This window comes from Burkholderia metallica (assembly GCF_902832845.1).
Classification (GTDB): domain Bacteria; phylum Pseudomonadota; class Gammaproteobacteria; order Burkholderiales; family Burkholderiaceae; genus Burkholderia; species Burkholderia metallica.
Genome location: NZ_CADFDB010000011.1, coordinates 229,866 through 251,799, shown reverse-complemented (window position 1 = coordinate 251,799; position 21,934 = coordinate 229,866). Strand labels below are relative to the sequence as shown.

The 21,934-nt window shown below is 67.8% G+C and carries 21 protein-coding genes; 5 read left to right on the top strand and 16 right to left on the bottom strand.

Going from position 1 to position 21,934, the window contains the following annotated elements; genetic code table 11:
* Positions 1 to 161 precede the first annotated feature (161 nt).
* A complete protein-coding gene (locus HWX08_RS27745; RefSeq protein ID WP_174922863.1) occupies positions 162 to 665 on the top strand; it encodes a DUF2628 domain-containing protein in 504 nt (167 codons plus the stop codon).
* Between the two features lie 135 nt (positions 666 to 800).
* Here HWX08_RS27745 and HWX08_RS27740 read toward each other — a convergent pair whose 3' ends face one another.
* Positions 801 to 1,682 carry a sigma-70 family RNA polymerase sigma factor gene (locus HWX08_RS27740; protein WP_174922862.1) on the bottom strand — a complete coding sequence of 294 codons (882 nt, stop codon included), beginning with the start codon at positions 1,680 to 1,682 and terminating at the stop codon, positions 801 to 803.
* Entirely contained in the window at positions 1,682 to 2,158 is a 477-nt protein-coding gene (locus tag HWX08_RS27735; RefSeq protein ID WP_174922861.1) for a carboxymuconolactone decarboxylase family protein, read from the bottom strand. The genes HWX08_RS27740 and HWX08_RS27735 overlap by 1 nt, the downstream gene beginning before the upstream one ends.
* Positions 2,159 to 2,738: 580 nt before the next feature.
* Between HWX08_RS27735 and egtB the strand changes: the two genes are divergently transcribed.
* From egtB to HWX08_RS27715, 4 genes are all read left to right on the top strand, one after another.
* Entirely contained in the window at positions 2,739 to 3,962 is a 1,224-nt protein-coding gene (egtB, locus tag HWX08_RS27730; RefSeq protein ID WP_174922860.1) for an ergothioneine biosynthesis protein EgtB, read from the top strand.
* On the top strand, positions 3,946 to 4,959 hold the full coding sequence (gene egtD, locus HWX08_RS27725; protein ID WP_174922859.1) for an L-histidine N(alpha)-methyltransferase: 1,014 nt from the start codon (positions 3,946 to 3,948) through the stop codon (positions 4,957 to 4,959). The genes egtB and egtD overlap by 17 nt, the downstream gene beginning before the upstream one ends.
* A gap of 303 nt (positions 4,960 to 5,262) precedes the next feature.
* A complete protein-coding gene (locus HWX08_RS27720; protein WP_069255360.1) occupies positions 5,263 to 5,553 on the top strand; it encodes a hypothetical protein in 291 nt (96 codons plus the stop codon).
* Between the two features lie 37 nt (positions 5,554 to 5,590).
* Positions 5,591 to 5,842, top strand: a complete 252-nt coding sequence (locus tag HWX08_RS27715; RefSeq protein ID WP_069255361.1) for a hypothetical protein — start codon at positions 5,591 to 5,593, stop codon at positions 5,840 to 5,842.
* A 54-nt stretch (positions 5,843 to 5,896) separates the two neighbouring features.
* On the opposite strand, the gene HWX08_RS27710 is transcribed toward HWX08_RS27715, so the two are convergent.
* The 14 genes from HWX08_RS27710 to fliM all read right to left on the bottom strand — a co-directional run bounded on the left by HWX08_RS27710 (position 5,897) and on the right by fliM (position 21,927).
* Complete coding sequence (locus tag HWX08_RS27710) at positions 5,897 to 8,923, bottom strand: type III restriction-modification system endonuclease (RefSeq protein WP_174922858.1); 3,027 nt, start codon at positions 8,921 to 8,923, stop codon at positions 5,897 to 5,899.
* On the bottom strand, positions 8,923 to 10,941 hold the full coding sequence (locus HWX08_RS27705; RefSeq protein ID WP_107310437.1) for a site-specific DNA-methyltransferase: 2,019 nt from the start codon (positions 10,939 to 10,941) through the stop codon (positions 8,923 to 8,925). Before HWX08_RS27705 ends, HWX08_RS27710 begins: the two co-directional genes overlap by 1 nt.
* A gap of 348 nt (positions 10,942 to 11,289) precedes the next feature.
* Positions 11,290 to 12,420, bottom strand: coding sequence for a porin (locus HWX08_RS27700; RefSeq protein WP_069255364.1), 1,131 nt, complete (start codon positions 12,418 to 12,420; stop codon positions 11,290 to 11,292).
* Positions 12,421 to 12,702: 282 nt separating this feature from the next.
* Positions 12,703 to 13,380: a response regulator gene (locus HWX08_RS27695; protein ID WP_069255365.1), complete on the bottom strand. Its 678-nt coding sequence runs from the start codon at positions 13,378 to 13,380 to the stop codon at positions 12,703 to 12,705.
* A 12-nt stretch (positions 13,381 to 13,392) separates the two neighbouring features.
* Positions 13,393 to 14,760: a sensor histidine kinase gene (locus HWX08_RS27690; RefSeq protein ID WP_174922870.1), complete on the bottom strand. Its 1,368-nt coding sequence runs from the start codon at positions 14,758 to 14,760 to the stop codon at positions 13,393 to 13,395.
* Positions 14,761 to 14,848: 88 nt separating this feature from the next.
* Positions 14,849 to 15,706: an ABC transporter permease gene (locus tag HWX08_RS27685; protein WP_107310438.1), complete on the bottom strand. Its 858-nt coding sequence runs from the start codon at positions 15,704 to 15,706 to the stop codon at positions 14,849 to 14,851.
* Between the two features lie 38 nt (positions 15,707 to 15,744).
* Positions 15,745 to 16,542: an ABC transporter ATP-binding protein gene (locus HWX08_RS27680; RefSeq protein WP_048247995.1), complete on the bottom strand. Its 798-nt coding sequence runs from the start codon at positions 16,540 to 16,542 to the stop codon at positions 15,745 to 15,747.
* Positions 16,543 to 16,663: 121 nt separating this feature from the next.
* The gene (locus tag HWX08_RS27675; protein WP_069257901.1) at positions 16,664 to 17,668 is read right to left on the bottom strand and encodes an ABC transporter substrate-binding protein; all 1,005 of its coding nucleotides are present in this window, start codon (positions 17,666 to 17,668) and stop codon (positions 16,664 to 16,666) included.
* Between the two features lie 296 nt (positions 17,669 to 17,964).
* A complete protein-coding gene (gene fliR / locus HWX08_RS27670; protein WP_174922857.1) occupies positions 17,965 to 18,747 on the bottom strand; it encodes a flagellar biosynthetic protein FliR in 783 nt (260 codons plus the stop codon).
* Between the two features lie 28 nt (positions 18,748 to 18,775).
* Positions 18,776 to 19,048, bottom strand: coding sequence for a flagellar biosynthesis protein FliQ (fliQ, locus tag HWX08_RS27665; RefSeq protein WP_006491272.1), 273 nt, complete (start codon positions 19,046 to 19,048; stop codon positions 18,776 to 18,778).
* A 20-nt stretch (positions 19,049 to 19,068) separates the two neighbouring features.
* A complete protein-coding gene (gene fliP, locus HWX08_RS27660) occupies positions 19,069 to 19,830 on the bottom strand; it encodes a flagellar type III secretion system pore protein FliP (RefSeq protein WP_174922856.1) in 762 nt (253 codons plus the stop codon).
* Positions 19,831 to 19,866: 36 nt separating this feature from the next.
* A complete protein-coding gene (fliO, locus tag HWX08_RS27655) occupies positions 19,867 to 20,448 on the bottom strand; it encodes a flagellar biosynthetic protein FliO (RefSeq protein ID WP_174922855.1) in 582 nt (193 codons plus the stop codon).
* Positions 20,445 to 20,936: a flagellar motor switch protein FliN gene (fliN, locus tag HWX08_RS27650; protein WP_069255369.1), complete on the bottom strand. Its 492-nt coding sequence runs from the start codon at positions 20,934 to 20,936 to the stop codon at positions 20,445 to 20,447. Before fliN ends, fliO begins: the two co-directional genes overlap by 4 nt.
* Positions 20,929 to 21,927: a flagellar motor switch protein FliM gene (fliM, locus tag HWX08_RS27645; protein ID WP_174922854.1), complete on the bottom strand. Its 999-nt coding sequence runs from the start codon at positions 21,925 to 21,927 to the stop codon at positions 20,929 to 20,931. The genes fliN and fliM overlap by 8 nt, the downstream gene beginning before the upstream one ends.
* Between the last annotated feature and the right edge of the window lie 7 nt (positions 21,928 to 21,934).

Below are 21,934 nucleotides of genomic sequence, written 5' to 3'. Positions count from 1 at the left end.
CCGGCATCGCATCCTCGTCGACATCCCGATCTGCCATACGACGGCCGCCTCACGGCGAGTAGAATCGTGTGCGCATCGAAGCGGCCGCGTCGCACGTCGCTCGATTTCCACCGCATCACGACACAACGACGCGCGATCCGCGCGACCGAGAGCACACGACCATGTCCGACGTTACGACCGCCACATCGTCCGCGAGCAACGACGAGATCGCCGCTTACGTCGGCAAGAAAGCCGACTGGTTCGAGAAGAAATGGGCGATCGCCGCGTCGCGAAAGAACCGGCAGTCCTGGAACTGGGCCGCGTGCGTCCTGGGCCCGGTCTGGATGGCGTATCGCGGCATGTACTGGCAGGCGGCCGCCGTGCTCGGCGCGACGCTCGGCATCACGCTGGTCGAATTGCTGTACTTCCCGACATACTTCGAATCGAGCACGATCGATCCGGTCACGATCGGGATCGCGGTCGCGATCGGCTGGTGCGGAAACAGCCTCTACCGCACGCACGTCGAACGCAGGATCGACAAGCTGCGTCCGAACGCGACGTCCCGTGAATCGTTTCTCGCGCTGCTGAAAGCGCAGGGCGGCACGAACTGGCTCGCGGCGGCCGGTTTCGCGGTCGCGACGCCGTTGCTCGGCGTCCTGATGATGATGTTGCACGGGCCGTATTGATCGCGACGACCGGCAACGGCCAACCGATAACAGGCGAAGCCGGACGTAACGATACGAACAAACGACACGAAGAATCGGGCAGGGCGCACCGCCGCCATGCGCTCGCACGGCATGCAGCGCGGGCTCCCTCCACCGTCAATGCAGATGCTTCAATTTGTCTGGATTACGCACGACATAGATCGCGACGATCTTCCCGTCCTCGATCTCGAGCGCCGTCGTCTGCAGCTCGCCATCCGATTCCAGCGTAACGAAACCCGGCAGTCCGTTGATGAAGCACGCCCGCACGAGCTTCGACGCATGCGTGGCGAACAGCCCGGCCAGATACTCGTGCACCTTCATCACGGGCTCGAAGCCGAACACCGGCTTGCCGGCCGCCGTGCGCTTGCCGCCGCCATCGGAATGCAGGCTCACGTCCTCGGCGAGCATCGCGCCGAGCGCGCGCATGTCGCCGCTGCGTGACGCCGCGAAGAACGCCTCCGCCAGTTCGATTCCGCGCTGCTTCTCGACATGAAACCGCGGCCGCGCTTCGCGCACGTGTGTGCGGGCCCGTGCGGCGAGCTGCCGGCATGCGGCCGGCTCGCGCTGGATCGTCGTGGCCACTTCGTCGAACTCGAGGCCGAACACGTCGTGCAGCAGGAACGCCGCGCGTTCGAGCGGCGACAGCCGTTCGAGCGCGAGCAGCAGCGGCAGCGTGACGTCTTCCTGTTCGTCTTCCTCGACGACCGGCTCGGGTAGCCACGGGCCGATATAGGTCTCGCGCTGGTGCCGCGCGGACTTCAGCTGGTCGAGGCACATGCGCATCACCATGCGGCGCAGGAACGCCTCGGGCACGCGTACCTCGGTGCGCTCGACGTCCATCCAGCGGATGAACGCGTCCTGCACCATGTCCTCGGCATCCGCGACGGAACCGAGCATCCGGTACGCGACGCGGATCAGCGTGCGACGCAGCGGGTCGAAGCTCGCCGCCGCGTCGGCCCGCGCTTCGGCGCTGCCCTTGGCCGGGTCGAGGTTCGTCATCAGGCCACCATCTTCGCGGCGGCGGCCTTCGCATCGGCCGGCTCGATCCACAGCCCGAAGCCGACCGCGAGCCGGTTCCAGCCGTTGATCACGTTGATCATCAGCGTGAGCTTCACCTGTTCCTCCTGGCTGAAGTGGTCGTTCAGCGCCGCGTAGGCCGCTTCGTGCGCGGCATGGCTTTCCGACAGCCGCGTGAGCGCCTCGGTCCAGCCGAGCGCCGCGCGTTCGCGGTCGGTGTAGCAGGGCGCTTCGCGCCATGCCGACAGCAGGTAGATGCGCTGCTCGGTCTCGCCTTGCCCGCGCGCCTCGGCGGTGTGCATGTTAATGCAGTTCGCGCACGCGTTGATCTGCGACGCGCGGATCTTGACCAGCTCGACCAGCGTCGGCTCGAGGCTCCCGGCAACGGCGACCGACACGGTCATCCAGTTCTTCATCAGCGCGGGAGCGGCGGCAAACGGATTGAGTTTCGCAGTCATGGTTCCTTCTCCTTTCGTGTGGGTTCCGGTGATATGACGAGCGAGCCCCCCGCGCGTGTGACATCGATGCGAAAAATTTTCGAAAACCCGATAAAGCATGCGGCGACGAGCGGCGGGCAGTGCGGCCGGGCGGGGCGCCGACGACCGCGATACCCGCGCACGCATCGGCTGCATGACACAGTTTCTCCGACGAATCCGTGCCGGACTCCTTTCGTGCGCGCCGGACGGCTGTCACGGGGCGTCAGTAGCGTGCAGGTGCGGGCATGCGCATTGCGTCGCTCGGCCATCCCCGCCGCGACAGGCGCCGGCGGTTTGCCCAATCTGCGACAGGCACGGCCCCGATGCTTTCATTTTTCTTTCGCAATCGTTTCACCCGAAATCCGATTCGCGACGTTCACATTTCTGGCCCATACTGTTCTGCACGGGCAGACGAAGTGACGCCGCATCCGCGGCCCGGCGCGCGCGCCGGCTGCCCGACGACGCAGCAGCAGGTCGCACGTCAGCCGCGCGCATCCCGAGCGCAAGGCTTTCCCTTTTCCGGCAACGCAACGCAGCGAATCGCGACGTGGACGGTAAACCGATGAGCCTCCTTGCATCACAGCTTCAGCGCCGTTACCAGGACGTGCGCACCCATAGCGTCGCGCTGACCGCGACGCTGTCCGCCGAAGACCAGGCCGTGCAGTCGATGCCCGACGCGAGTCCGACCAAATGGCATCTCGCGCATACGACCTGGTTCTTCGAAACCGTCGTGCTGATGCGTCGCGTGCCTGGCTACGCGCCGTTCGACACGGCATTCCAGTTCCTCTTCAATTCGTATTACGAAGCGCTCGGCCCGCGCCATCCGCGGCCGCAGCGCGGGCTGCTCACGCGTCCGTCGCTCGACGAAGTGCATGCGTACCGGCAATACGTCGACGACGCGATGCTGCGCGCGCTGGCCGGCGCCGATGCGGCCTTGCTCGACGCGATGGCGCCCGAGGTCGTGCTCGGCCTGAATCACGAGCAGCAGCACCAGGAGCTGATCGTCACGGACATGCTGCATGCGTTCTCGTGCAACCCGCTGAAGCCGGCGTTCCGGCCGCGCAACGGGATGGACGGCGATGCGATGGCCGCGGGCGACGCCGGCGAGCTGCGCTGGCTGCACCAGCCGGGCGGGCTCGTCGAGATCGGCCACGACGGCGACGCGTTCTCGTTCGACAACGAACGGCCGCGCCATACGGCGCTCGTGCGGCCGTACGAGATCGCGAACCGTCTCGTGACGAACGCGGAATTCGCGGCGTTCATCGCCGACGGCGGCTATACGCGCCCCGAGTTCTGGCTGTCGGACGGCTGGGCGACGGTGCAGCGGGAAGGGTGGCAAGGGCCCGCGTACTGGATGCCCGACGACGACGATGCGGCCGGCACGCGTGTGCGGCGCACGTTCGGTCTGCACGGCGTCGAGCCGCTCGCACCCGATGCGCCGGTATGCCACGTGAGCTTCTACGAAGCGGCCGCGTATGCGGAATGGGCCGGCGCGCGGCTGCCGACCGAATTCGAATGGGAAACCGCGTTCGCCGCCGACGGTATCCGGCAGATGCTCGGGCACGTCTGGCAGTGGACGCGTTCGTCCTACGAGCCGTATCCGGGCTTCCGGCCGCTCGCGGGCGTCGCTGCCGAATACAACGGCAAGTTCATGGTCGGCCAGCAGGTCCTGCGCGGCAGCAGCATCGCGACGCCGCCCGGGCACGAACGGCCGACGTACCGCAATTTCTTTCCGCCGGCGGCACGCTGGCAATTCACGGGAGTGCGACTTGCGCGAGACGTCTGACCAGACGGCCACGAGCGGTGGCCAGCAACCCGCCCGCGATTCGCGGCCGAGCGCGTTCGAGCGCGACCTGATCGACGGACTGTCGCGCCCATCGCGCAGCATTTCGCCGAAATACTTCTACGATGCGGCCGGCTCCGCGCTGTTCGACCGCATCTGCGAGCTGCCGGAGTATTACCCGACGCGCACCGAACTCGGCATCCTGCGCGATCGCGCGGCCGAGATCGTGCAGCGCGTCGGCCCGCATGCGGACATCGTCGAATTCGGCGCGGGCTCGCTCGAGAAGATCCGCGTGCTGCTCGACGCATTCGCGGGCAACTACGCGAACGCGCCGGCGCGCTACATCCCGGTCGACATCTCGGCCGACTACCTGCACGGCGCGGCCGCGCGGCTGCGTTCGGCCTATCCGTGGCTCGACGTCGCGCCGCTCGCGGCCGACTACACGAAGGCCGAGCAGCTGGCCGCGCTGACCGACACGCCGCGGCGGCGGATCGGCTTCTTTCCCGGCTCGACGATCGGCAATTTCTCGCCGGAAGAGGCCGATGCGTTCCTGCGCGATGCCGCGCGGCTGCTGCGCGGCGGCGGCCTGCTGGTCGGCGCCGATCTCGTGAAGGACGAGCGTACGCTGCACGACGCGTACAACGACGCGCAGGGCGTGACCGCGCAGTTCAACCTGAACCTGCTCGTGCGCGCGAATGCCGAACTTGGCGCCGATTTCGACGTCGACGCGTTCTCGCATTGCGCGTTCTACGACCGCGAGCGGCAGCGCATCGAAATGCATCTCGTCAGCGACGTCGCGCAGACCGTGCACGTGCGCGGCCATACGTTCCGCTTCGACGCCGGCGAGCACATCCACACGGAGAACTCGCACAAGTTCACGATCGACGGCTTCCATGCGATCGCGCGCCGCGCGGGATTCGAGCCCGATACCGTATGGACCGACGCCGACAACCTGTTCAGCGTGCACTGGCTGCGCAGCGTCGACGATATCCGCGCGTAACGCGCACCGCTGCGAACCGCTCGCGCCGCAGCGGGCGGGCGGTTCCGCCTCCGGTGCACGCTCGTGCACGCCGGCGAGCGCGATCGAATCGCCCCGATTCGCGCCGACAACCCTTTTTTACCGGCCCGATGCACCGTTGCAACGGTGTCTGGAGTGTGCGCTCTCCCTTGCCCGGCAAGGCTTTGCGGGCGCCTGTAAACGTCCGTTACCTGTCTCGCAGACCCGTTTCACCTGTGTCAGTGTCCGGTGCCTAGACTCCAAACCGTATTCACAAGACGCACGACACGTGCAGGGAGTCGCGAGATGAGCAAGAAACTTATTCTCGGTGCAGTTCTCGGTGTAGCGGCGCTGGCAGCCTCGGGCGTCGCATCGGCCCACGTCGACCTGTCGGTCGGCATCGGCGTGCCGGCCTACGCGGCGCCGGCGCCCGTCTACGTGGCTCCGCCGCCGGTCGCGTATGCGCCGGTCGGCTACCGCTACGACGACTGGCGCGCGCGTCAGTGGCGCGAACACGAGTGGCGTCGCCGTGAATGGCGCGAGCACGAGTGGCGCGACCACGACCGCGGCGGCTGGCACGGCGACCGCTGGAATTGAGCGGTTCCGCTGATCGCGACAAGAGGAGCATGAAGACATGATGCCCATTCGACACATCAGGCTGTGCGCCGCCGCCGTCGTTGCGCTCGCAACGATCGGCAGCGCGCACGCGGCGGGCTGCATGAAGGGCGCGGTGGTCGGCGGCGTAGCCGGCCACTACGCCGGGCACCACGCGGTCGTCGGCGCGGTCGGCGGCTGTATCGTCGGCCACCACATGGCGAAGAAGCAGGCGCAGGAGCAGGCCGCGCAGCACAAGGCCGCGGTGCAGGGCGGGCAGCCGGCGCAATAGCCTCGCGCGCGCGGCGTTCCATGAAAAAAGGGCGGCTCGATGCCGCCCTTCGTCTTATCGCCCGGCGCTCGCCGGCGGTACCGCCGGCTCGAACAATGCATCGGCCTGCCTGACGCGCACGAAGCGCGCCGCATCGTCGCCGTCCACCAGCGCGCGGAAATGCGCTTCGCCGCACGCGAGCTTCGCGCGCTCGTGTTCGCTCGGCACGTGGCCGTCCGCATTCGGCGTATCGACGACGAAGTACAGCCGCTCGCCGCCGTCCTGCTCCGCGAGCACGGCCCAGTCCGGATGATAGCTGCCGAGCGGCGTCTGCACGCGGAACCACGCGGGCAGCTTCGCGTACAGCTTCACGCCGTCGTGCGCCTCGAGCGCATCGGCGAACGCGCGCTCCGCATCCGTCTCGCACACGACCGCTTCGTGGATCGACTTCCGCGCATCGGGCCGCAGGTTGCGCAGGTAGCCGGTCAGCGCCTCGCTCTCGAACGATTCGAGCGCATGCACGTGGCGCTCGCCGAGCTTGCGGTACGCGATGCCCGCGACGAGCGCGAGCCGCTTGCAGCGATTGATCGCGTCGGCCGCGACCGCGATGAACTGCTGCGGATTCACGCGGAAATCGTCGAGCCGGCCGCTGTCGGCCAGGATCGTCGCGAGCGAACGGCGCGTGAGCTGCGTGCGGTCCTGCAGCTCGGTGAGCAGGTCGGGCAGCGGCAACTCGCCTTCGTCGAGCAGCACCGTGCCGGCGCCGCCCACCTCGATCGCCTCGATGCCGGCCTTGCCGATGTCGATCTCGGCCTTGCGCCACTGCAGCCGCGCACGCGCGATGTCCGGCGCGTCGCGCAACGCGGCCGTGCAGTCGCGGACGAGCTTCGCGTTGTCGAACTCGACGCGGTACACGGTGCGATGACGAATGCGGTCCCACAGCGCGCGGAAATCCTCGCCGAACACGACGGCCTTGCCCGACGCATCGCGCCGCAACGCGATCGCGCGGCGCTCGTCGGCGTTGCGCACCGCGAAGCGGCCCGACAGCTTGCGCAGCGTCGCGACGATCGGCGCGCGCAGCATCTCGAACGCGCCCGGAAGCACCAGCGCGCTCTGGCGCAGCGCATCCTTGAGCCGGTCGAGCACCTTGCCCTGCGCGTCGACGTAGCCCTGCTCGTGCAGGTGGTTCCACAGCACGCGCGACAGCTCGATGCCGAGCGCATGCGCGGGCCCGTCGCCTTCCTGCACGGGCAGCGCCGCGAACTGGTGTTGCTCGACGATGCCGAAGCGGATGCCCGTGTCGGCCTCGATTTCCTTCTGCAGGTTCTCCGCGAACGACTCGTAGCGCTCGGTCGCGATCACGGTGAGCGTGTTCACGCCCGGATCGCGCACGCGTTCGCCGTCCTGGTCGACGGCGAGGCGCAGCCCGCGGCCGAGCGTCTGGCGGCGCTCGCGTTCGGTCTGGATGTCGCGCAGCGTGCAGATCTGGAACACGTTCGGGTTGTCCCAGCCTTCCTTCAGCGCCGAGTGCGAGAAGATGAACTTCAGCGGCGTGTCGAACGACAGCAGCGCTTCCTTCTCGCGCATGATCAGGCCGTACGCGCGCTCCGCGTTCTCGCGCGCTGCCGCGCTGCTTTCGCTCGTGTCGGTCCAGCCGCCCTTGCGGTCGATCGAGAAGTAGCCGTTGTGCGCGCGCTCGACTTCGAGGGCCACGTCCACGCCGTCGAACAGCGCGCGGTAGGCCGGCACGCGGGCCGCGCGCGCATATTCCTCTTCGAAGATCAGCGCGTAGTCGCCTTTCACGGGCATTCCGTTTTCGTCGTAGCGGCGATAGCGTTCGACCGAATCGACGAAGAACAGCGACAGCACCTTCACGCCGCGCTCGGCCAGGCGCAATTCCTTGTCGAGATGTTCGCGGATCGTGCGGCGGATCATCTCGCGCTGCACGGCGAGCGTGTCGATGTCGCCGAACGCCTCGCCGAGCGACAGGAACGCCTCGCCTTCCGGATGGCGCAGCTCGACGTATTCGGCGCCCTTCACCGCGTGGACTTCGCCGATCCGCAGCCCCGCGTACAGCGCGCGCCTGGTCAGGCGTTCGAGATCGTCGCCGTCGGTGGCCGACACGATCTGGCGCTTCACGCCTGCCGCCGTCGCGACGTCGAGTTCGATGCGCGCGCTGATCGCGCCGCGCCGGTTCGACACGCCGACGAGCCGCACGTACGGCTTGTTGTGCGCATCCTCGACGATCGCCGATGCGATCTCGATCTGCTTGACGAGCTTGCGCTCGTACGCGTCGACCGCGTCGAGCCGGTACACCATGTGGTGACGGTCGACGTGCGTGGCCGAATAGCGCAGCGTGCAGAGCGGCGCCATCGCGGCCAGCGCTTCGCGCCCGCGGCCTTCGAGGCCGCCGTCGACGCTCTGCGGCTCGTCGACGATCACGATCGGGCGCGTCGCGCGGATCAGGTCGATCGGCTTCTCGCCGCCGGTCTTCTCGCTGTCCTTGTAGAGATTGTTGATCTCCTTCTTGTTGATCGCGGCAACCGTCATCACCATGATCTGGATCGCCGCGCTCGCCGCGAAGTGGCGCACCTGGCCGAGCTTCGCGGAGTCGTACAGGAAGTAGTCGTACGGCACGCCCGCGTACAGCGCGCGGAAGTGATCCTCGGTGATCGCGAGCGTCTTGTGCACGCCTTCCTTGATCGCGATCGACGGCACGACGATCACGAACTTCGTGAAGCCGTAGCGGCGGTTCAGCTCGAAGATCGTGCGCAGGTACACGTAGGTCTTGCCGGTGCCGGTTTCCATCTCGACGGTGAAGTCGCGCGAGCCGGGCAGGCCGGACGGCGGCAGCCCGCCGCGCAGCTGCACGTCGGCGAGATTGCGCGCGAGCGCGTCGTCGGTCAGCGACAGCCGGTTGCCGACGCCTTGCTCCGACACCGCGAAGCCGAGCGAGCCTTGCGCCGCAGCCGTCGTGCCGGGCGCGGCGTTCGCGAGCACGCTGAAGTCGCCGCGATACGACTCCTGCCCGCGAAACAGGTCGCAGACGGCGTCGATTGCCTCGCGCTGGTAGTCGAGATCCGCTTCGAAATGCAGCCGCATCACAGGCTCCGCACGCGCTTCACGCCGTGCTGTTCGAGCAGCGCGGCGAGATTGAGCTTCGCGACGTCGTCGACGAAGCCGCTGTCGCGGAACAGGCACGTGACGTCGCGCGTCGCGCCGCTCGCGTCGAGCAGGTCGACGATGCCGTCGGCGAGCGGGCCCGCGTCGTCGCGCGCGATGCGCGCATCGAAGCACGCGACGATCGAGCGGCCGATCAGGTGCACGGTCTTGCCGGCGATCGTGTGATGTTCGACCGGCGTGCACAGGTCGAGGCCGAGCTTCAGCGTCAGCTCGGCGAGCAGGTCATCCTCGGTGCGGCCGGTCTTCACGTGCTCGACGGACGCGAAGAGGGCGTGGTCGAAGTCGTCGCGGCGCGGGTCCCACTCGATCACGTTGGTCGTGTCGAGCCGGTACACGCGAAAGCCGAGGTCGCCATAGCTTTCCGGGTAGTCGCGCGCGACCTGCTGCGCGGCGCGGCGCAGGCGCTCCTTCGTGATTTCCGCGAGCGTCAGCGGTTTTTTCAGCTTTGCGCAGAAATCGGCGGCCGCCTGCTGCGTCTTGTCGCGGCGGTCGAGCGCCTCGGGCAGCTGCACGAGGATGTAGCGGCGCGCGCCGCCGTCGGTCGCGTTCACCTGCATCACCGCGTGGCCGGTCGAGCCGGAGCCCGCGAAGCAGTCGAGCACGATGTCGTCGCCGCGCGTGCACCAGCCGATCACGGCCGCCGCGAAATCGACCGGCTTCGGCAGGTCGAACGGGATGCCGAGCGCCTTGAGCAGCGCGTCGTCGGAGCCGGCGAACGGCAATACCGACGGCACGTTCTCGTACATGTTCTCATCGAGGTAGTAGATCCGCTGCGGCTGCGTGGTTTCGTCCGCGCCGAATTCGATCTGGCCGCGCTCGATCAGCGCCTGCATCGTCGCGGGCGGGTTGCGCCAGCCGCGCGCCGGCATCGCGCACGGCTTGCCGGTGACCGGGTGGATCAGCGGCGTGAAATACTCGTCCGGCGCCTTCTTTTTGTTCGGCCAGGCCATCGACACGAGGCGGTACACGCGGCCGTCTTCCGACAGCCGGTCGTACATCACTTCGCCGCCGGACAGGTTGGTCTGCGCCTTCAACCATGCGCGGTACGCCTTCTGCGCGTCCTTCGCGTTGCCGCTGCGGTAGACGGCGTCATGAGCGGCGTCGAGCATGCGCTGCGCGTTGCGCTTCGGCCGCCTGAGCGGCGCCTGTTCGAGCAGCGTCTCGGCGTTGCGCGCGAACAGCACCAGCGATTCGTGCTGGTACGCGATGCCGCGGGCGTCGCCCTTCGGATTGCGCTTGTCCCACACGGCCACGCCGAGCTCGTTCTCCTCGCCGAAGATCTCGCGCAGCATCAGCACGAGCGCATGCACTTCGTGCTCGTCGATGTGCACGGCGATCAGCCCTTCGTCGGACAGCAGCGCATGCGCGAGCTTCAGGCGCGGATACATCATGTTCAGCCAGTCGGTGTGGAACCGGCCGTTCGCCTCGGTGTTGGTGCTGCGCTTCACGCCGCCTTCGGTCTGGCCCGTCATCGCCAGGTAGTGGCGGATGCTGTCGCTGAAGTCGTCCGGATAGACGAAATCGCTGCCCGTGTTGTACGGCGGATCGATGTAGACGAGCTTCACCTTGCCCGCGTAGCTCTTGTGCAGCAGCTTCATCACGTCGAGGTTGTCGCCCTCGATCACGAGATGGCGCGTGTCGTCCCACGCGACGCTGTCGTCGGGGCAGGGGCGCAGCGTGCCCGTCGACGGCGTGAGCGCGGCCTGGCGCGCGCTGCGCTTGCCGTGCCAGTGAAAACCGTAGCGCTCGTCGGCGTCGCCGACCGTGCGTTCGCCGATCAGCGCCTTCAGCACGTCGACGTCGACCGACGCGCCGGCGGGGCCTTCGGTCACGAGTTCGGGGAACAGCGCCTTCAGGCGCGCGACGTTGTCGGCGGTGAAATCCGTCGACATCGCCTGCGGGCTGGCCGCATCGAGTTTCTGCATCGTCTTTTCCATCGGAGCCCGGCCGTGCGCGCCAGGACGTCGGGCGCGCTCACGGCACCGGCGGCAATGGCCGCCCGGGCAAACCCGAAACGCTAGCGAGTCGATCGGCGCAGGTCAAGCGCCGATGTGAGGCGATCGGGCGGGTTTCGGCCGCTCGTCGGCCACCGGACGGGCCGCAAGCGGCTTCCGGCGGCGTCGCGCCCGGGGCCGGCCGGCGCTGGCTTGCCGGGCGCTCCGGCCAACCGGCGGCGCCGCCGAAAAAAAGGGCACGGTCGGCGCAGTGCGCCGGCGTGCCCGCATGGAGAATCCCGGATGGAGGGGACGGAGCCCGGTGGGCGCCGCCCGGATGGCGCCCCGCGGTCAGAACCGCGTGCGGATGCCCGACGTCAGTTCGAGCTGGTTCTTCGCGCCGAACGTCGACGACACCGTGTAACCGCCGTGCAGCTTCATGTAGTCGCCGGCCAGGTACACCTCGGTGCGCTTGCTCAGGTGGTAGAACACCGACCCGTAGATCGTCTCCTTGAAGCCGTTGGCGACGCCGTTGGTCAGGCTGAACGCGCCGAGGTTGGCATTCGGCGTGAAGCCGTCCGCGTTGTTCGCGGCGTTCTTCACGCGCATCTGCTGGTAGCCGAGCTCGTAGTCGAGCGCGCCCTTCGGGGCGATCTTCATCGACACCGTCCACGAATCGTCGTGGCGCTGGCCGAGCGAGCCCTGGTCGCCGTTGTAGCGGAAGTAGCCGGCATTCAGGCGCACGATGCTGAACGTGTAGTTGCCGCCGACCGAGAACGTCTGGTTCCTGAAGCCGCCGTTGTTCACGTGGCTGTAGAAGCCCGACACGTTGAACGGCCCGCCGTTGTAGCCGAGCGCGGCCTGGTACGCGGAGCCGGTCGCGAACTGCGTCGAGTTGCTGAACTGGTAGCCGGCGCTCGCGAAGATGCCGTTGGCGAACAGCTTCTTCCACGCGATGCCGTTGTTGTAGCGCGTGCCGGTCGGGCCGGCCGCGTAGAAGATCATCTGCTTGAAGTTGTTCGAGTTGGTCCAGCCGCCTTCCTCGGTCGAAAGCTTCGCGGAGCCGTACGGATCGCCGTAGATCGTCGCCGCGTCGCGCGCGATCGTGTTCTGGAAGCCGGCCGTCAGCTTGCCGAAGCGCTCGTCCTCGACGCCGACCCACGCATCGCGGTCGAAAATCTGGCCGCTGTCTTCCATCTGGCCGTTCGCGACCACGAATTCGCTCTCGAGGCGGAAGATGATCTTCGTGCCGCCGCCGATGTCTTCGGCGCCTTTCAGGCCCCAGCGGCTGCCGCTGAACCACGGCTCGCCGTCGTTGCCCATCCCGATCACGTGTTTGCCGTTCGCGTCGGCGTGGGTCCGGTAGGTCGGAAAGCTCAGGTCCATCAGGCCATAGAGCTGCACGCTCGATTGCGCGTGCGCCTGGGTACCGGCGCACAGGCCGGCCGCCGCGATGGAAAGGGCAAGGGTTTTTCGTTTCAAGATCGTCTCCTCCGAGCTGCCGCATTGAAATTCTGTCGTTGGCAGTACGTAATGTATGCCGACTCTTGCCGGCCACAGCGAGAGGGCCGACGCGTAGCATCGTAGAGGGTGCAATCCTTCACGCCGCTTTCCCGGAGGAAAGAACCGGATCGGTGAAAACACCGAACGCGCAATCGTCACGGATCGGCAGCGCGTGCGGAGACGCGCCACGCCGCCAACCGGCAGGCGGTCGATGCGTTTCGTGATACGAATCGATGTTCGGCGGTGACGCAGGCGCGCCCGTCAGTCCTGCGTGCTCTTCGCGCGCAGGATATAGCCGAGCCCGCGCAGCGTGATGATCTCGGCCGTGCTACCCGCGAGATGCTTGCGCAGCCGGTGAATGTAGATGTCGATCGCGTCGGCGCTCGGCTCGTCGTCGAGCGCGAACACGCTGTCCATCAGCCGCGCCTTCGACACCGTCTTGTTCTGCTGCAGCATCAGCGTTTCGAGGATCGCGTGCTCGCGGCGGCGCAGCGTCAGCACCGTTTCGCCGCAGCGGAATTCGCGCGTGCCGAACGCGTAGACGAGATCGCCGCACACGAGCTGCGTCGTGCCGACGCCGGCCTGCCGGCGGATCAGCGCGCGAATCCGGGCGACCAGCTCGCGCGATTCGAACGGCTTCACGACGTAGTCGTCGGCGCCCGCGCCGAAGCAGTCGACCTTGTCGTCGACCGAGCCGTGCGCGGTCAGCATCAGCACCGGCACGTTGTCGTTGCGGCGCCGCAGCCGCGCGAGCACCTCCTTGCCGCTGATGCCGGGCAGCCGCATGTCGAGCAGCACCGCGTCGTAGCGTTCGGTCTTCAGCACCGTGTCGGCGCGCTCGCCGTCGCCGACGCAGTCGACCGCGAAATCCTCGCCGCGCAGCAGGTTCACGATCCAGTGCGCGAGTTCGGCGTTGTCTTCGACCAGCAGGAGTTTCATGGCGACATCTCTTCAATCGTAGGCGGGCAGCCGTACCGTCACGACAATACCGCGATTGCCGGGCCCCGGCGCGAGCGACACGCTGCCGCCGTGCGCCTGCGCGATCTCGCGGACGATCGCGAGGCCGAGGCCCGAGCCTTCGGTGTCGGTCGACACGCGGTAGAACCGCTTGAACACGTGCGGCCGAGCCTCGGCCGGAATGCCCGGGCCGTTGTCGACCACGTCGAGCACGATCGCGTCGCCGTCGCGCCGCGCGGCGACCGTCACGCAGCCGCCCGGCTGCGTGTAGCGCACCGCGTTGTCGACGAGGTTCATCACCAGCGCGGTCAGCAGGCTGTCGCTGCCCGCGACGTCGAGCCGCTCGCCGAGGTCGGCGCCGAGGTCGATATCGCGCCGCTGCGCGAGCACGATCGTTTCCTCCAGCACGCTCGACACCACAGCCGCGAGATCGACGCGATGGGTCAGCAGCGTCGACGGCGTCGCTTCCGCATGCGCGAGCAGCAGCAGCTTGTCGGTCACGTCGGCCATCTTGCGGCTGCTGCGCTGCATGCTGTCGAGCACCGACGCGAGTTCCGCGTCGTCGTGCCCGCGCCGCTGCGCGTACTGGATCTGCGTGTCGAGCACCGCGATCGGCGTGCGCAACTGGTGCGCGGCATCCGCGATGAAGCGCCGCTGCGTGGCCGTATGCGTGTTGAGCCGCGCGATGCACTGGTTGATCGCGTCGACGATCGGCCGCAGCTCGTGCTGCAGCCGTTCGGGGCGGATCGGCTCGAGTTCCATCGGCCCGCGGTCGGCCACGTCGTCCTTCAGCTTCATCAGCGGACGCAGCTCGAAGGTGAGGCCGAGATAGACGAGCACCATCGCGAGCGCCAGCATCAGCGACAGGCGCACGAGCTGCGGCCGCCAGATCGTCGCGATCATCGCGCCGTACGAGCGCGTCGTCTTCGCGACGACCACCGTGACCGTTTCGACCTGCCCCTCGTCGTACAGCTGGCGATCGTAGGCCACCGCGCGCAGCGGCACGCCGTCGAGCGACGTGTCGTACAGCGTCGGCTCGACGCCGTGCCGCGCGGGCAGGTCGAGCGCCGGATTGCCGGCGAGCAGGCGGGCGTGGCCGTCGACCACCTTGTAGAACACCGAATCGCCCGCCGGCGACTCGAAAATCTCCAGCGCGGCCGGCGGCACGTCGGCGACCGGCAGGCCGTTGCGCCATTCGATGTCCTCGCCGATCGTGCGCGCGGACGCGACGAGCGCGCTGTCCTGCACGAGCCCGGCCGTGGTCCGCGCGGTGTCGTACGACATCGCGCCGGCGATCAGCACGAACACCGCGAGCGGCAGCAGCAGCCACCACAGCAGCCGTCCGCGCAGGCTGTGCGCCATCCGGTTGCGCTCCTTCTTCGAAATGCCGAACCGCGCCGGGGTCGCCGGCGCGGTCGGGAGTGTCATGTCAGGCGTCCGGACGCCGCGTTCAGAACGCCGCGGGGCGCCACTTCAAGAGCCGCTTCTCGAGCCAGGTCAGCAGGTAGTCGGCGGCCAGCGCGACCACGGCCAGCACGATCATCGCCGCGAACACGCCGCTCGCGTTGAACGCGCCCTGGGCGGTGGAGATTAGCAGCCCGATGCCTTGCTTGGAACCCAGGAATTCGCCGACCACCGCACCGACCAGCGCGAAGCCGAAGCTCACGTGCAGGCTCGCGAGAATCCAGCTCAGCGCGGACGGGATCACGACCGCCGTGGTGATCTGCCGGCGCGACGCGCCGAGGATCTGCGCGTTCGCGATCAGGTAGCGGTCGGCTTCGCGCACGCCCTGGAACGCGTTGCCGAACACGACGAAGAACACCATCACGACGGCCAGTGCGATCTTCGACGCCATCCCGAGGCCGAGCGCGATCACGAAGATCGAGCCGAGCACGACGCGCGGAATCGAGTTCGCGATCTGGATATACAGGCCGAACACGTCGGCCATCAGCTTGTTGCGGCCGAGCACGATCCCGCAGATCACGCCGGCGACCGAGCCGATGATGAAGCCGATCCCGGTTTCCTCGAGCGTGACCCATACCTGCGTGAGCAGCGGGCCCTGCGACGTGCCGTTCACGAACCAGTCCTGGATCTGCGCGAAGATCAGCGACGGCATCGAGAAAAAGAACGGATCGATCCACTTCAGTCGTGCGGCGAGTTCCCACCCGCCCAGCACGATCACGAGCACGGCGATCCGCAGCGTGACGATCAGGTTGCGCCGGCGGCGCAGCCGGCGTTGCGCGGCGCGCTCGTCGTCCTCGAGCGTCGTCGCCGGAAGGGCGGTGGGGGGAAGCGTCATGTCGGTCATGCTCCTGTCCTTGCGGTTCTTGCCGTGCGGCGTACGCGTCAGCCGATCTGCACTTCTTCGCGCAGGTCGTGCCAGATGTCCTTGGAAATTTCGATGAAGCGCGGGTCGTAGCGAATTTCCGACGTGACGCGCGGGCGCGGCAGGTCGATCTCGTACACGCGCTTGAGCGTGGCGGGGCGCGCGGTCAGCACGAACACGCGGTCGGCCAGCGCGATCGCTTCCTCGAGGTCGTGCGTGACGAACACGACCGAGCCCTTGTTCGCTGACCACAGCTGCAGCAGTTCGTCCTGCATCAGCGTGCGCGTCTGCATGTCGAGCGCGGAGAACGGCTCGTCCATCAGCAGGATTTCCGGCTGGTTGATGAAGGTCTGCGCGAGCGCGACGCGCTTTCTCATCCCGCCGGAAAGCTGGTGCGGGTAGTGCTTCGTGAACTTGTCGAGGCCGACCTTGCGGATCCATTCCTCGGCCTGCGCATACGCGACGTCCTTCGAGCGGCCGCGAAACAGCGGGCCGGCCGCGACGTTGTCGATCACGTTGCGCCACGGGAACACGGCGTCGGCCTGGAACACGAAGCCGATGCGCGGGTCGATCCCGTCGACCGGGCGGCCCATCACGCGTACTTCGCCCGACACCGGCTTGAGCAGCCCGGTGATCAGGTTCAGCGTCGTCGACTTGCCGCAGCCGGTCGGCCCGACGATCGCGATGAATTCGCCGCGCGCGACGCTCATGCTGAAGTCGCGCAGCGCGACGGTGGCCTTGCCTTCCGGCGAAATGAAGCGGCACGACACATTGCGAAACTCGATCGCCGGTGTGCTCGGAGAAACTGCCTGGTTCATCGCATTCGTCCTGCGGGTGAGGAGGGCGCCGCATCGTGGCGACGCCGGGCCGGTCAACCGGGCCGGAACGGGGCACGCACGGCGGCGGGATCGCCGCCGCCGGCGCCGCTACTGGAATCGACTACTTCGCGTTCACGAAATCGTTCGTGTAGGTGCGCGCCAGGTCGATGTGCTTGCCCTTCACCGACGGGTTGAACGCCGACAGCACCTTCAGCACCGTCGCCGGGCCGTCGGCCGGCATCTTCGCGTCGGCGGTGAACATCGGCAGCGACGCCTTCAGCGCGCTCACGTACAGCGCCTTGTCCTTCTGGTAGTCGGCCGGCATCTTCGCGGCGATCTCCTCGGCGCTGTGCGTATGGATGAACTGCATCGTCTTCGCGAACGCGTGCGCGAGTTTGACCGCCTGCTCCTTGTGCGAATCGGCCCACGCCGATTGCACGTACAGGCTCGCGGCCGGGTAGGTGCCGCCGAGCGCGGCGCGCGTGCCTTCCAGCGTGCGCATGTCGACCAGCACCTTCGCGTCGCCCATCTTCTCGAGCGCGGACACCGTCGGCTCGGTCGTCATCCCGGCGTCGATGCGGCCCTGCTTGATCGCGGCGATGAAGCTCGCGTCGGCGCCGACCGGCAGCATCGTGTACTGCGTCGACGGCACGCCGTGCGCGAGCGCGAGGTATTGCGTGAGGAAGCTCGTCGACGAGCCGAGGCCCGTGACGCCGAGCGTCTTGCCCTTCGCGTCGGCCATCGACTTGAAGGTCGGCGCGGCCTTGGTCGACACCATCTCGACTTCGCCCGGCACCTGGCCGAACACGGCGATCGCCTTCACGTCCTTGCCCTTGCTCTGCAGGTCGATCGTGTGGTCGTAGAAGCCGACCACGCCTTGCACGGCGCCCGCGAGCAGCTCGTTCTCGGCGTCGACGCCGGCCGGCTGCGACAGCAGCTCGACGTCGAGCCCTTCGGCCTTGAAGTTGCCGAGCTCCTGCGTGAGCCGCGCGGGCAGGTAGATCAGCTTCGCGATCCCGCCGACCATGATCGTGATCTTGCCGCCGTCGTCGGCGAAAGCGGGATGAGCGGCAAGCGTGCAGCTCAGGCTGGCTGCCACGGCGAGGGTGCGCAGGATGGGTCGCATCGGGTCGTCTCCGTTCGTTGTATTCGTGTGGCGCGATGCTTGCTGCATCGTCACGACGAGTATAGGGACGCGAAGCCTTCCGCTACCTTTCGCGGGGGGGCGGTTCGTTTAGGGGTTTTCCAGCAATTTCCTTGCGGCGGCCTGGGGCGGGAGGCAGAAGGCGTCGTGTGGCGCGGCCGGTGGGTCAAAACGGAGCAAGGCCGCTGACGTCGATGCGCGCCGGATTTCCGTCCGGTGTGGCTCGAAAAGCAAGGGGGCAGCGCGAATATCCCGCACGCCTGCCAGGCATCGCCGCCTCAGCGCCACCCGATCAGCACGCGCCCCATCGCGTCGAGCCCCATGTCGAACAGGTGCGACACGAACGGCACGAGGTTCGGGATCATCAGTTGCACGAGCAACAGCCCGACCAGCATCGTCACCGGAAAGCCGACCTGGAACACGCCGATCTGCGGCGCCGCGCGGTTCAGGATGCCGAGCGCGAGGTTCGCGATCAGCAGCGCCGCGACCACCGGCAGCGCGAGCAGCAGCCCCATCTCGAACACGGTCGTGCCGAACGCGGCGAGCGTGCGCCAGCCGCTCGCGTGCAGCAGGTCGGCCGACACCGGCAGCGACTGGAACGACGCGGCGAGCGCGGCGAACACCTGCAGGTGGCCGTCCACCGCGAGGAACGCGAGCATCGCGACCGCGTTCAGGAAGCGGCCCATCGCGGGCGTCGCGCCGCTCGTATGCGGATCGAAGAACGTCGCGAAGCCGAGCCCCATCGACAGTCCGATGAAATCGCCGGCCGCCTCGACGGCCGCGAACACGAGCTGCATCGTGAAACCCATCGCGACGCCGATCAGGAACTGCGTGACGAGGATCCAGATGCCCTGCGCGGAGAATACGGTGACGTCCGGCATCGCGCCGAGCGTGGGCGCGACGACCAGCGCCATGAATGCGGCGAGCCCGATCTTCACGCGCACGGGCACCGCCGCATGCCCGACGACGGGTGCCGTCGCGACGAGCGCGAGCATCCGCACGAACGGCCACAGGAACGCCGTGAGCCAGCCGTTGAGCTGCGCGTAGGTAACCGAGAACATCGCGGTGGAAGGGCGCCGGGCGCGCGGCTCAGCCGACGCCGAGCGTCGCGACGTGCAGCAGCGTCTGCCGCAGGTAGTCGAGCATCGTCGTCAGCATCCACGGGCCGGCGATCACGAGCGTCGCGGCCACCGCGAGCAGCTTCGGGATGAACGACAGCGTCGCTTCGTTGATCTGCGTCGCGGCCTGGAACAGGCTCACGACGAGGCCGACCGCGAGCGCGACCAACAGCAGCGGGGCGGCGAGCAGCAGGCCGACCATCATCGCCTGGTGCGCGAGCGTCATCACCTGTTCGGGCGTCATCGTGCGTGTTCCTCCGCGGCTTACGTGAAGCTCTGCGCGAGCGAGCCGATCAGCAGCTGCCAGCCGTCGACCAGCACGAACAGCATCAGCTTGAACGGCAGCGACACGGTGGACGGCGACACCATCATCATCCCCATCGACATCAGCACGCTCGCGACGACCATGTCGATGATCAGGAACGGGATGAACACCGTGAAGCCGATCTGGAAGCCCGTCTTCAGCTCGCTCGTGACGAACGCGGGCACCAGCAGCGACAGCGGCACGTCCTCGGGCCCCTGCATCGGCGCGGCCTTCGAGATCTTCGCGAACAGCGCGAGATCGGTCTCGCGGGTCTGCTTCAGCATGAAGGTCTTGAACGGCGCGACGCCGCGCTGCACGGCCTGCTCCATCGGCATCGAGCCGTCGGAGAACGGCTTGTAGCCGTCGTTGTACGCGCGGTCGAGCACCGGCGACATCACGAAGAAGGTGAGGAACATCGCGAGGCCGACGAGCACCTGGTTCGGCGGCGTCGTCGCGGTGCCGAGCGCCTGGCGCAGCAGCGACAGCACGATGATGATGCGCGTGAAGCTCGTCATCATCAGCAGCATCGCCGGCAGGAACGACAGCATCGTGAGCAGCAGCATCGTCTGCACGCTCAGCGAATAGGTGGTGCCGCCATGCGTGCCCGGGCTCGCGTTGAACGCGGGCAGGCCGTTCGCCTGCGCGTACGCGAGCGCGGGGGCGAGGCAGAGGATCAGCACGGGCGCGCAGCGCGCCGCGCGATGCAGGAATGCGTATTTCATCGGAATGCGGAGTCGGAAAGAAGGCGCGGCGCCATGTCAGCGGTCCTTGCCGCGACCGAGGCGCTTCGCGGCTTCGCCCGCGAGCGCGTCGCGAAACCGCGAGCCGAACGTGCCGGGCAGGCCGCTTTCGGAAGAAGCGGTGCCGGCGGGCGTGTCGCCCGAGGCCGAAGCCGAAGCCGCCGTCGCGGCAGCCGAGGCCGAACCGGCCGGCAGCGTGTGCAGCAATCGCACGTTGCCCGGCGCGACGCCGAGCACGAGCCAGGTGTCGCCGATCTCGACGATCGTCGCGCTCTCCTTCCCGCCGACCGCGACACTGGACACGACCTTCAGCGGGCCGCCGCCGCGTGCATGCTGGAAGCCGAAACGGCGCGCGAGCCACGCGCAGGCGAACACGAGACCGATCACGACCGCGAGCCCGACGAGCGTCTGCAGCACCGCGCCGATGCCGAGCGACGGCGCGGCCGAACCGACCACCACGCTCGATGCGATCGAGCCCGGATGGTTCACCGCGTTCATGTCGGCGGCGCCGGCCGGCGCGCACGCGAGCGATGCGGCGACGGCCAGCGCCGCCGCTGCCGTCGCGTTGCATGCGCGGCGGCCGGGCGTCGCCACGTTCATCGGTTGAGCTTCCGGATGCGTTCGGCCGGCGTGATGATGTCGGTCAGGCGGATGCCGAACTTGTCGTTGACGACCACGACTTCGCCCTGCGCGATCAGGCAGCCGTTCACGAGCACGTCCATCGGCTCGCCGGCGAGGCCGTCGAGCTCGACGACCGAGCCCTGCGCGAGCTGCAGCAGGTTGCGGATCGCGATCTTCGTGCGGCCGAGCTCCACGGTCATCTTGACCGGGATGTCGAGGATCATCTCGATGTCATTGTGTGTCGAGGTGGCCGCGGCCTTCGACAGCGGCTGGAACACGCCGGCGCCCGTCGCGCCCGCCTGCACCGGCTGCTGATTCTGCTCGGCGAGCGCGGCCGCCCAGTCGTCCATGCCCGGATCCTCCTCCGCCGCAGCCGGCGCCGCCTGCGCGGTGGCGGCCGACGCCGCGAGGGCCGCGTCGGCCATCGCCTGCATGTCGTCGTCGGGCGTCTGGTTCAGCTCACTCATATCCACCTTCCTTCATCGCATCGCCCGCGCCGACCATCTTCTGCACGCGCAATGCATATTGACCATTGAAAATTCCGTAGCCGCATTCCATGACCGGCACGCCATCGACCTTCGCGACGATCGTGTCGTCGATTTCCAGCGGCAGCACGTCGCCGGCGCGCAGGTTCAGGATCTTCTCGAACGTCGACGAGATCTCGGCGAGATTCGCGGTCAGCTCGACTTCGGCGGCCTGCACCTGCTGCGACAGCACGCGCACCCAGCGGCGGTCGACTTCGAGCGCCTCGCCCTGGATCGGCGAGCTGAGCACGTCGCGGATCGGCTCGATCATCGAATACGGCATGCAGATGTGCAGCGTGCCGCCCGTCGGCCCGAACTCGATCGAGAACTGCGTGACGATCACGATCTCGTTCGGCGTCGCGACGTTCGCGAACTGCGTGTGCATCTCCGAGCGCACAAATTCGAACTGCAGCGGCCGCACGCTCTTCCACGCGCTCGTGTAGTGCTCGAACACGAGGTTCAGCAGCTTGCCGATGATCCGCTGCTCGGTGGCCGTGAAGTCGCGGCCTTCGACGCGCGTGTGGAACCGCCCGTCGCCGCCGAACAGGTTGTCGACGACGAAGAACACGAGGTTCGGATCGAACACGAACAGCGACGTGCCGCGCAGCGGCTTCACGTGCACCAGGTTCAGGTTCGTCGGGATCGGCAGGTTGCGGGTGAACTCGCTGTACTTCTGCACCTTCACCTGGCTGACGGAGATTTCCGCCGTACGCCGCATGAAGTTGAAGATGCCGATCCGCAAGAGGCGCGCGAAGCGGTCGTTGATGATCTCGAGACCGGGCATCCGGCCGCGGACGATCCGCTCCTGCGTCGCGATGTTGTAGGGGCGCACGCCCGACGTGTCGCGCTGCTCGTCGACCGAATCGGCTTCGCCCGTGACGCCCTTGAGGAGGGCATCGACCTCCTCCTGGGACATGAACTCCTGGTGACCCATACGCGCT

Coding starts and splice junctions, on each gene's coding strand:
- HWX08_RS27710 (WP_174922858.1), bottom strand. CDS start 8,923: ATGCGGCTGCATTTCGAAGCGGATCTCGACTACCAGCGCGAGGCAATC.
- HWX08_RS27690 (WP_174922870.1), bottom strand. CDS start 14,760: ATGGCGCACAGCCTGCGCGGACGGCTGCTGTGGTGGCTGCTGCTGCCG.
- fliM (WP_174922854.1), bottom strand. CDS start 21,927: ATGGGTCACCAGGAGTTCATGTCCCAGGAGGAGGTCGATGCCCTCCTC.
- fliR (WP_174922857.1), bottom strand. CDS start 18,747: ATGTTCTCGGTTACCTACGCGCAGCTCAACGGCTGGCTCACGGCGTTC.
- HWX08_RS27720 (WP_069255360.1), top strand. CDS start 5,263: ATGAGCAAGAAACTTATTCTCGGTGCAGTTCTCGGTGTAGCGGCGCTG.
- HWX08_RS27685 (WP_107310438.1), bottom strand. CDS start 15,706: ATGACCGACATGACGCTTCCCCCCACCGCCCTTCCGGCGACGACGCTC.
- HWX08_RS27675 (WP_069257901.1), bottom strand. CDS start 17,668: ATGCGACCCATCCTGCGCACCCTCGCCGTGGCAGCCAGCCTGAGCTGC.
- fliP (WP_174922856.1), bottom strand. CDS start 19,830: ATGAAATACGCATTCCTGCATCGCGCGGCGCGCTGCGCGCCCGTGCTG.
- fliN (WP_069255369.1), bottom strand. CDS start 20,936: ATGAGTGAGCTGAACCAGACGCCCGACGACGACATGCAGGCGATGGCC.
- HWX08_RS27705 (WP_107310437.1), bottom strand. CDS start 10,941: ATGGAAAAGACGATGCAGAAACTCGATGCGGCCAGCCCGCAGGCGATG.
- HWX08_RS27695 (WP_069255365.1), bottom strand. CDS start 13,380: ATGAAACTCCTGCTGGTCGAAGACAACGCCGAACTCGCGCACTGGATC.
- HWX08_RS27680 (WP_048247995.1), bottom strand. CDS start 16,542: ATGAACCAGGCAGTTTCTCCGAGCACACCGGCGATCGAGTTTCGCAAT.
- HWX08_RS27715 (WP_069255361.1), top strand. CDS start 5,591: ATGATGCCCATTCGACACATCAGGCTGTGCGCCGCCGCCGTCGTTGCG.
- egtB (WP_174922860.1), top strand. CDS start 2,739: ATGAGCCTCCTTGCATCACAGCTTCAGCGCCGTTACCAGGACGTGCGC.
- HWX08_RS27745 (WP_174922863.1), top strand. CDS start 162: ATGTCCGACGTTACGACCGCCACATCGTCCGCGAGCAACGACGAGATC.
- HWX08_RS27740 (WP_174922862.1), bottom strand. CDS start 1,682: ATGACGAACCTCGACCCGGCCAAGGGCAGCGCCGAAGCGCGGGCCGAC.
- fliQ (WP_006491272.1), bottom strand. CDS start 19,048: ATGACGCCCGAACAGGTGATGACGCTCGCGCACCAGGCGATGATGGTC.
- fliO (WP_174922855.1), bottom strand. CDS start 20,448: ATGAACGTGGCGACGCCCGGCCGCCGCGCATGCAACGCGACGGCAGCG.
- HWX08_RS27735 (WP_174922861.1), bottom strand. CDS start 2,158: ATGACTGCGAAACTCAATCCGTTTGCCGCCGCTCCCGCGCTGATGAAG.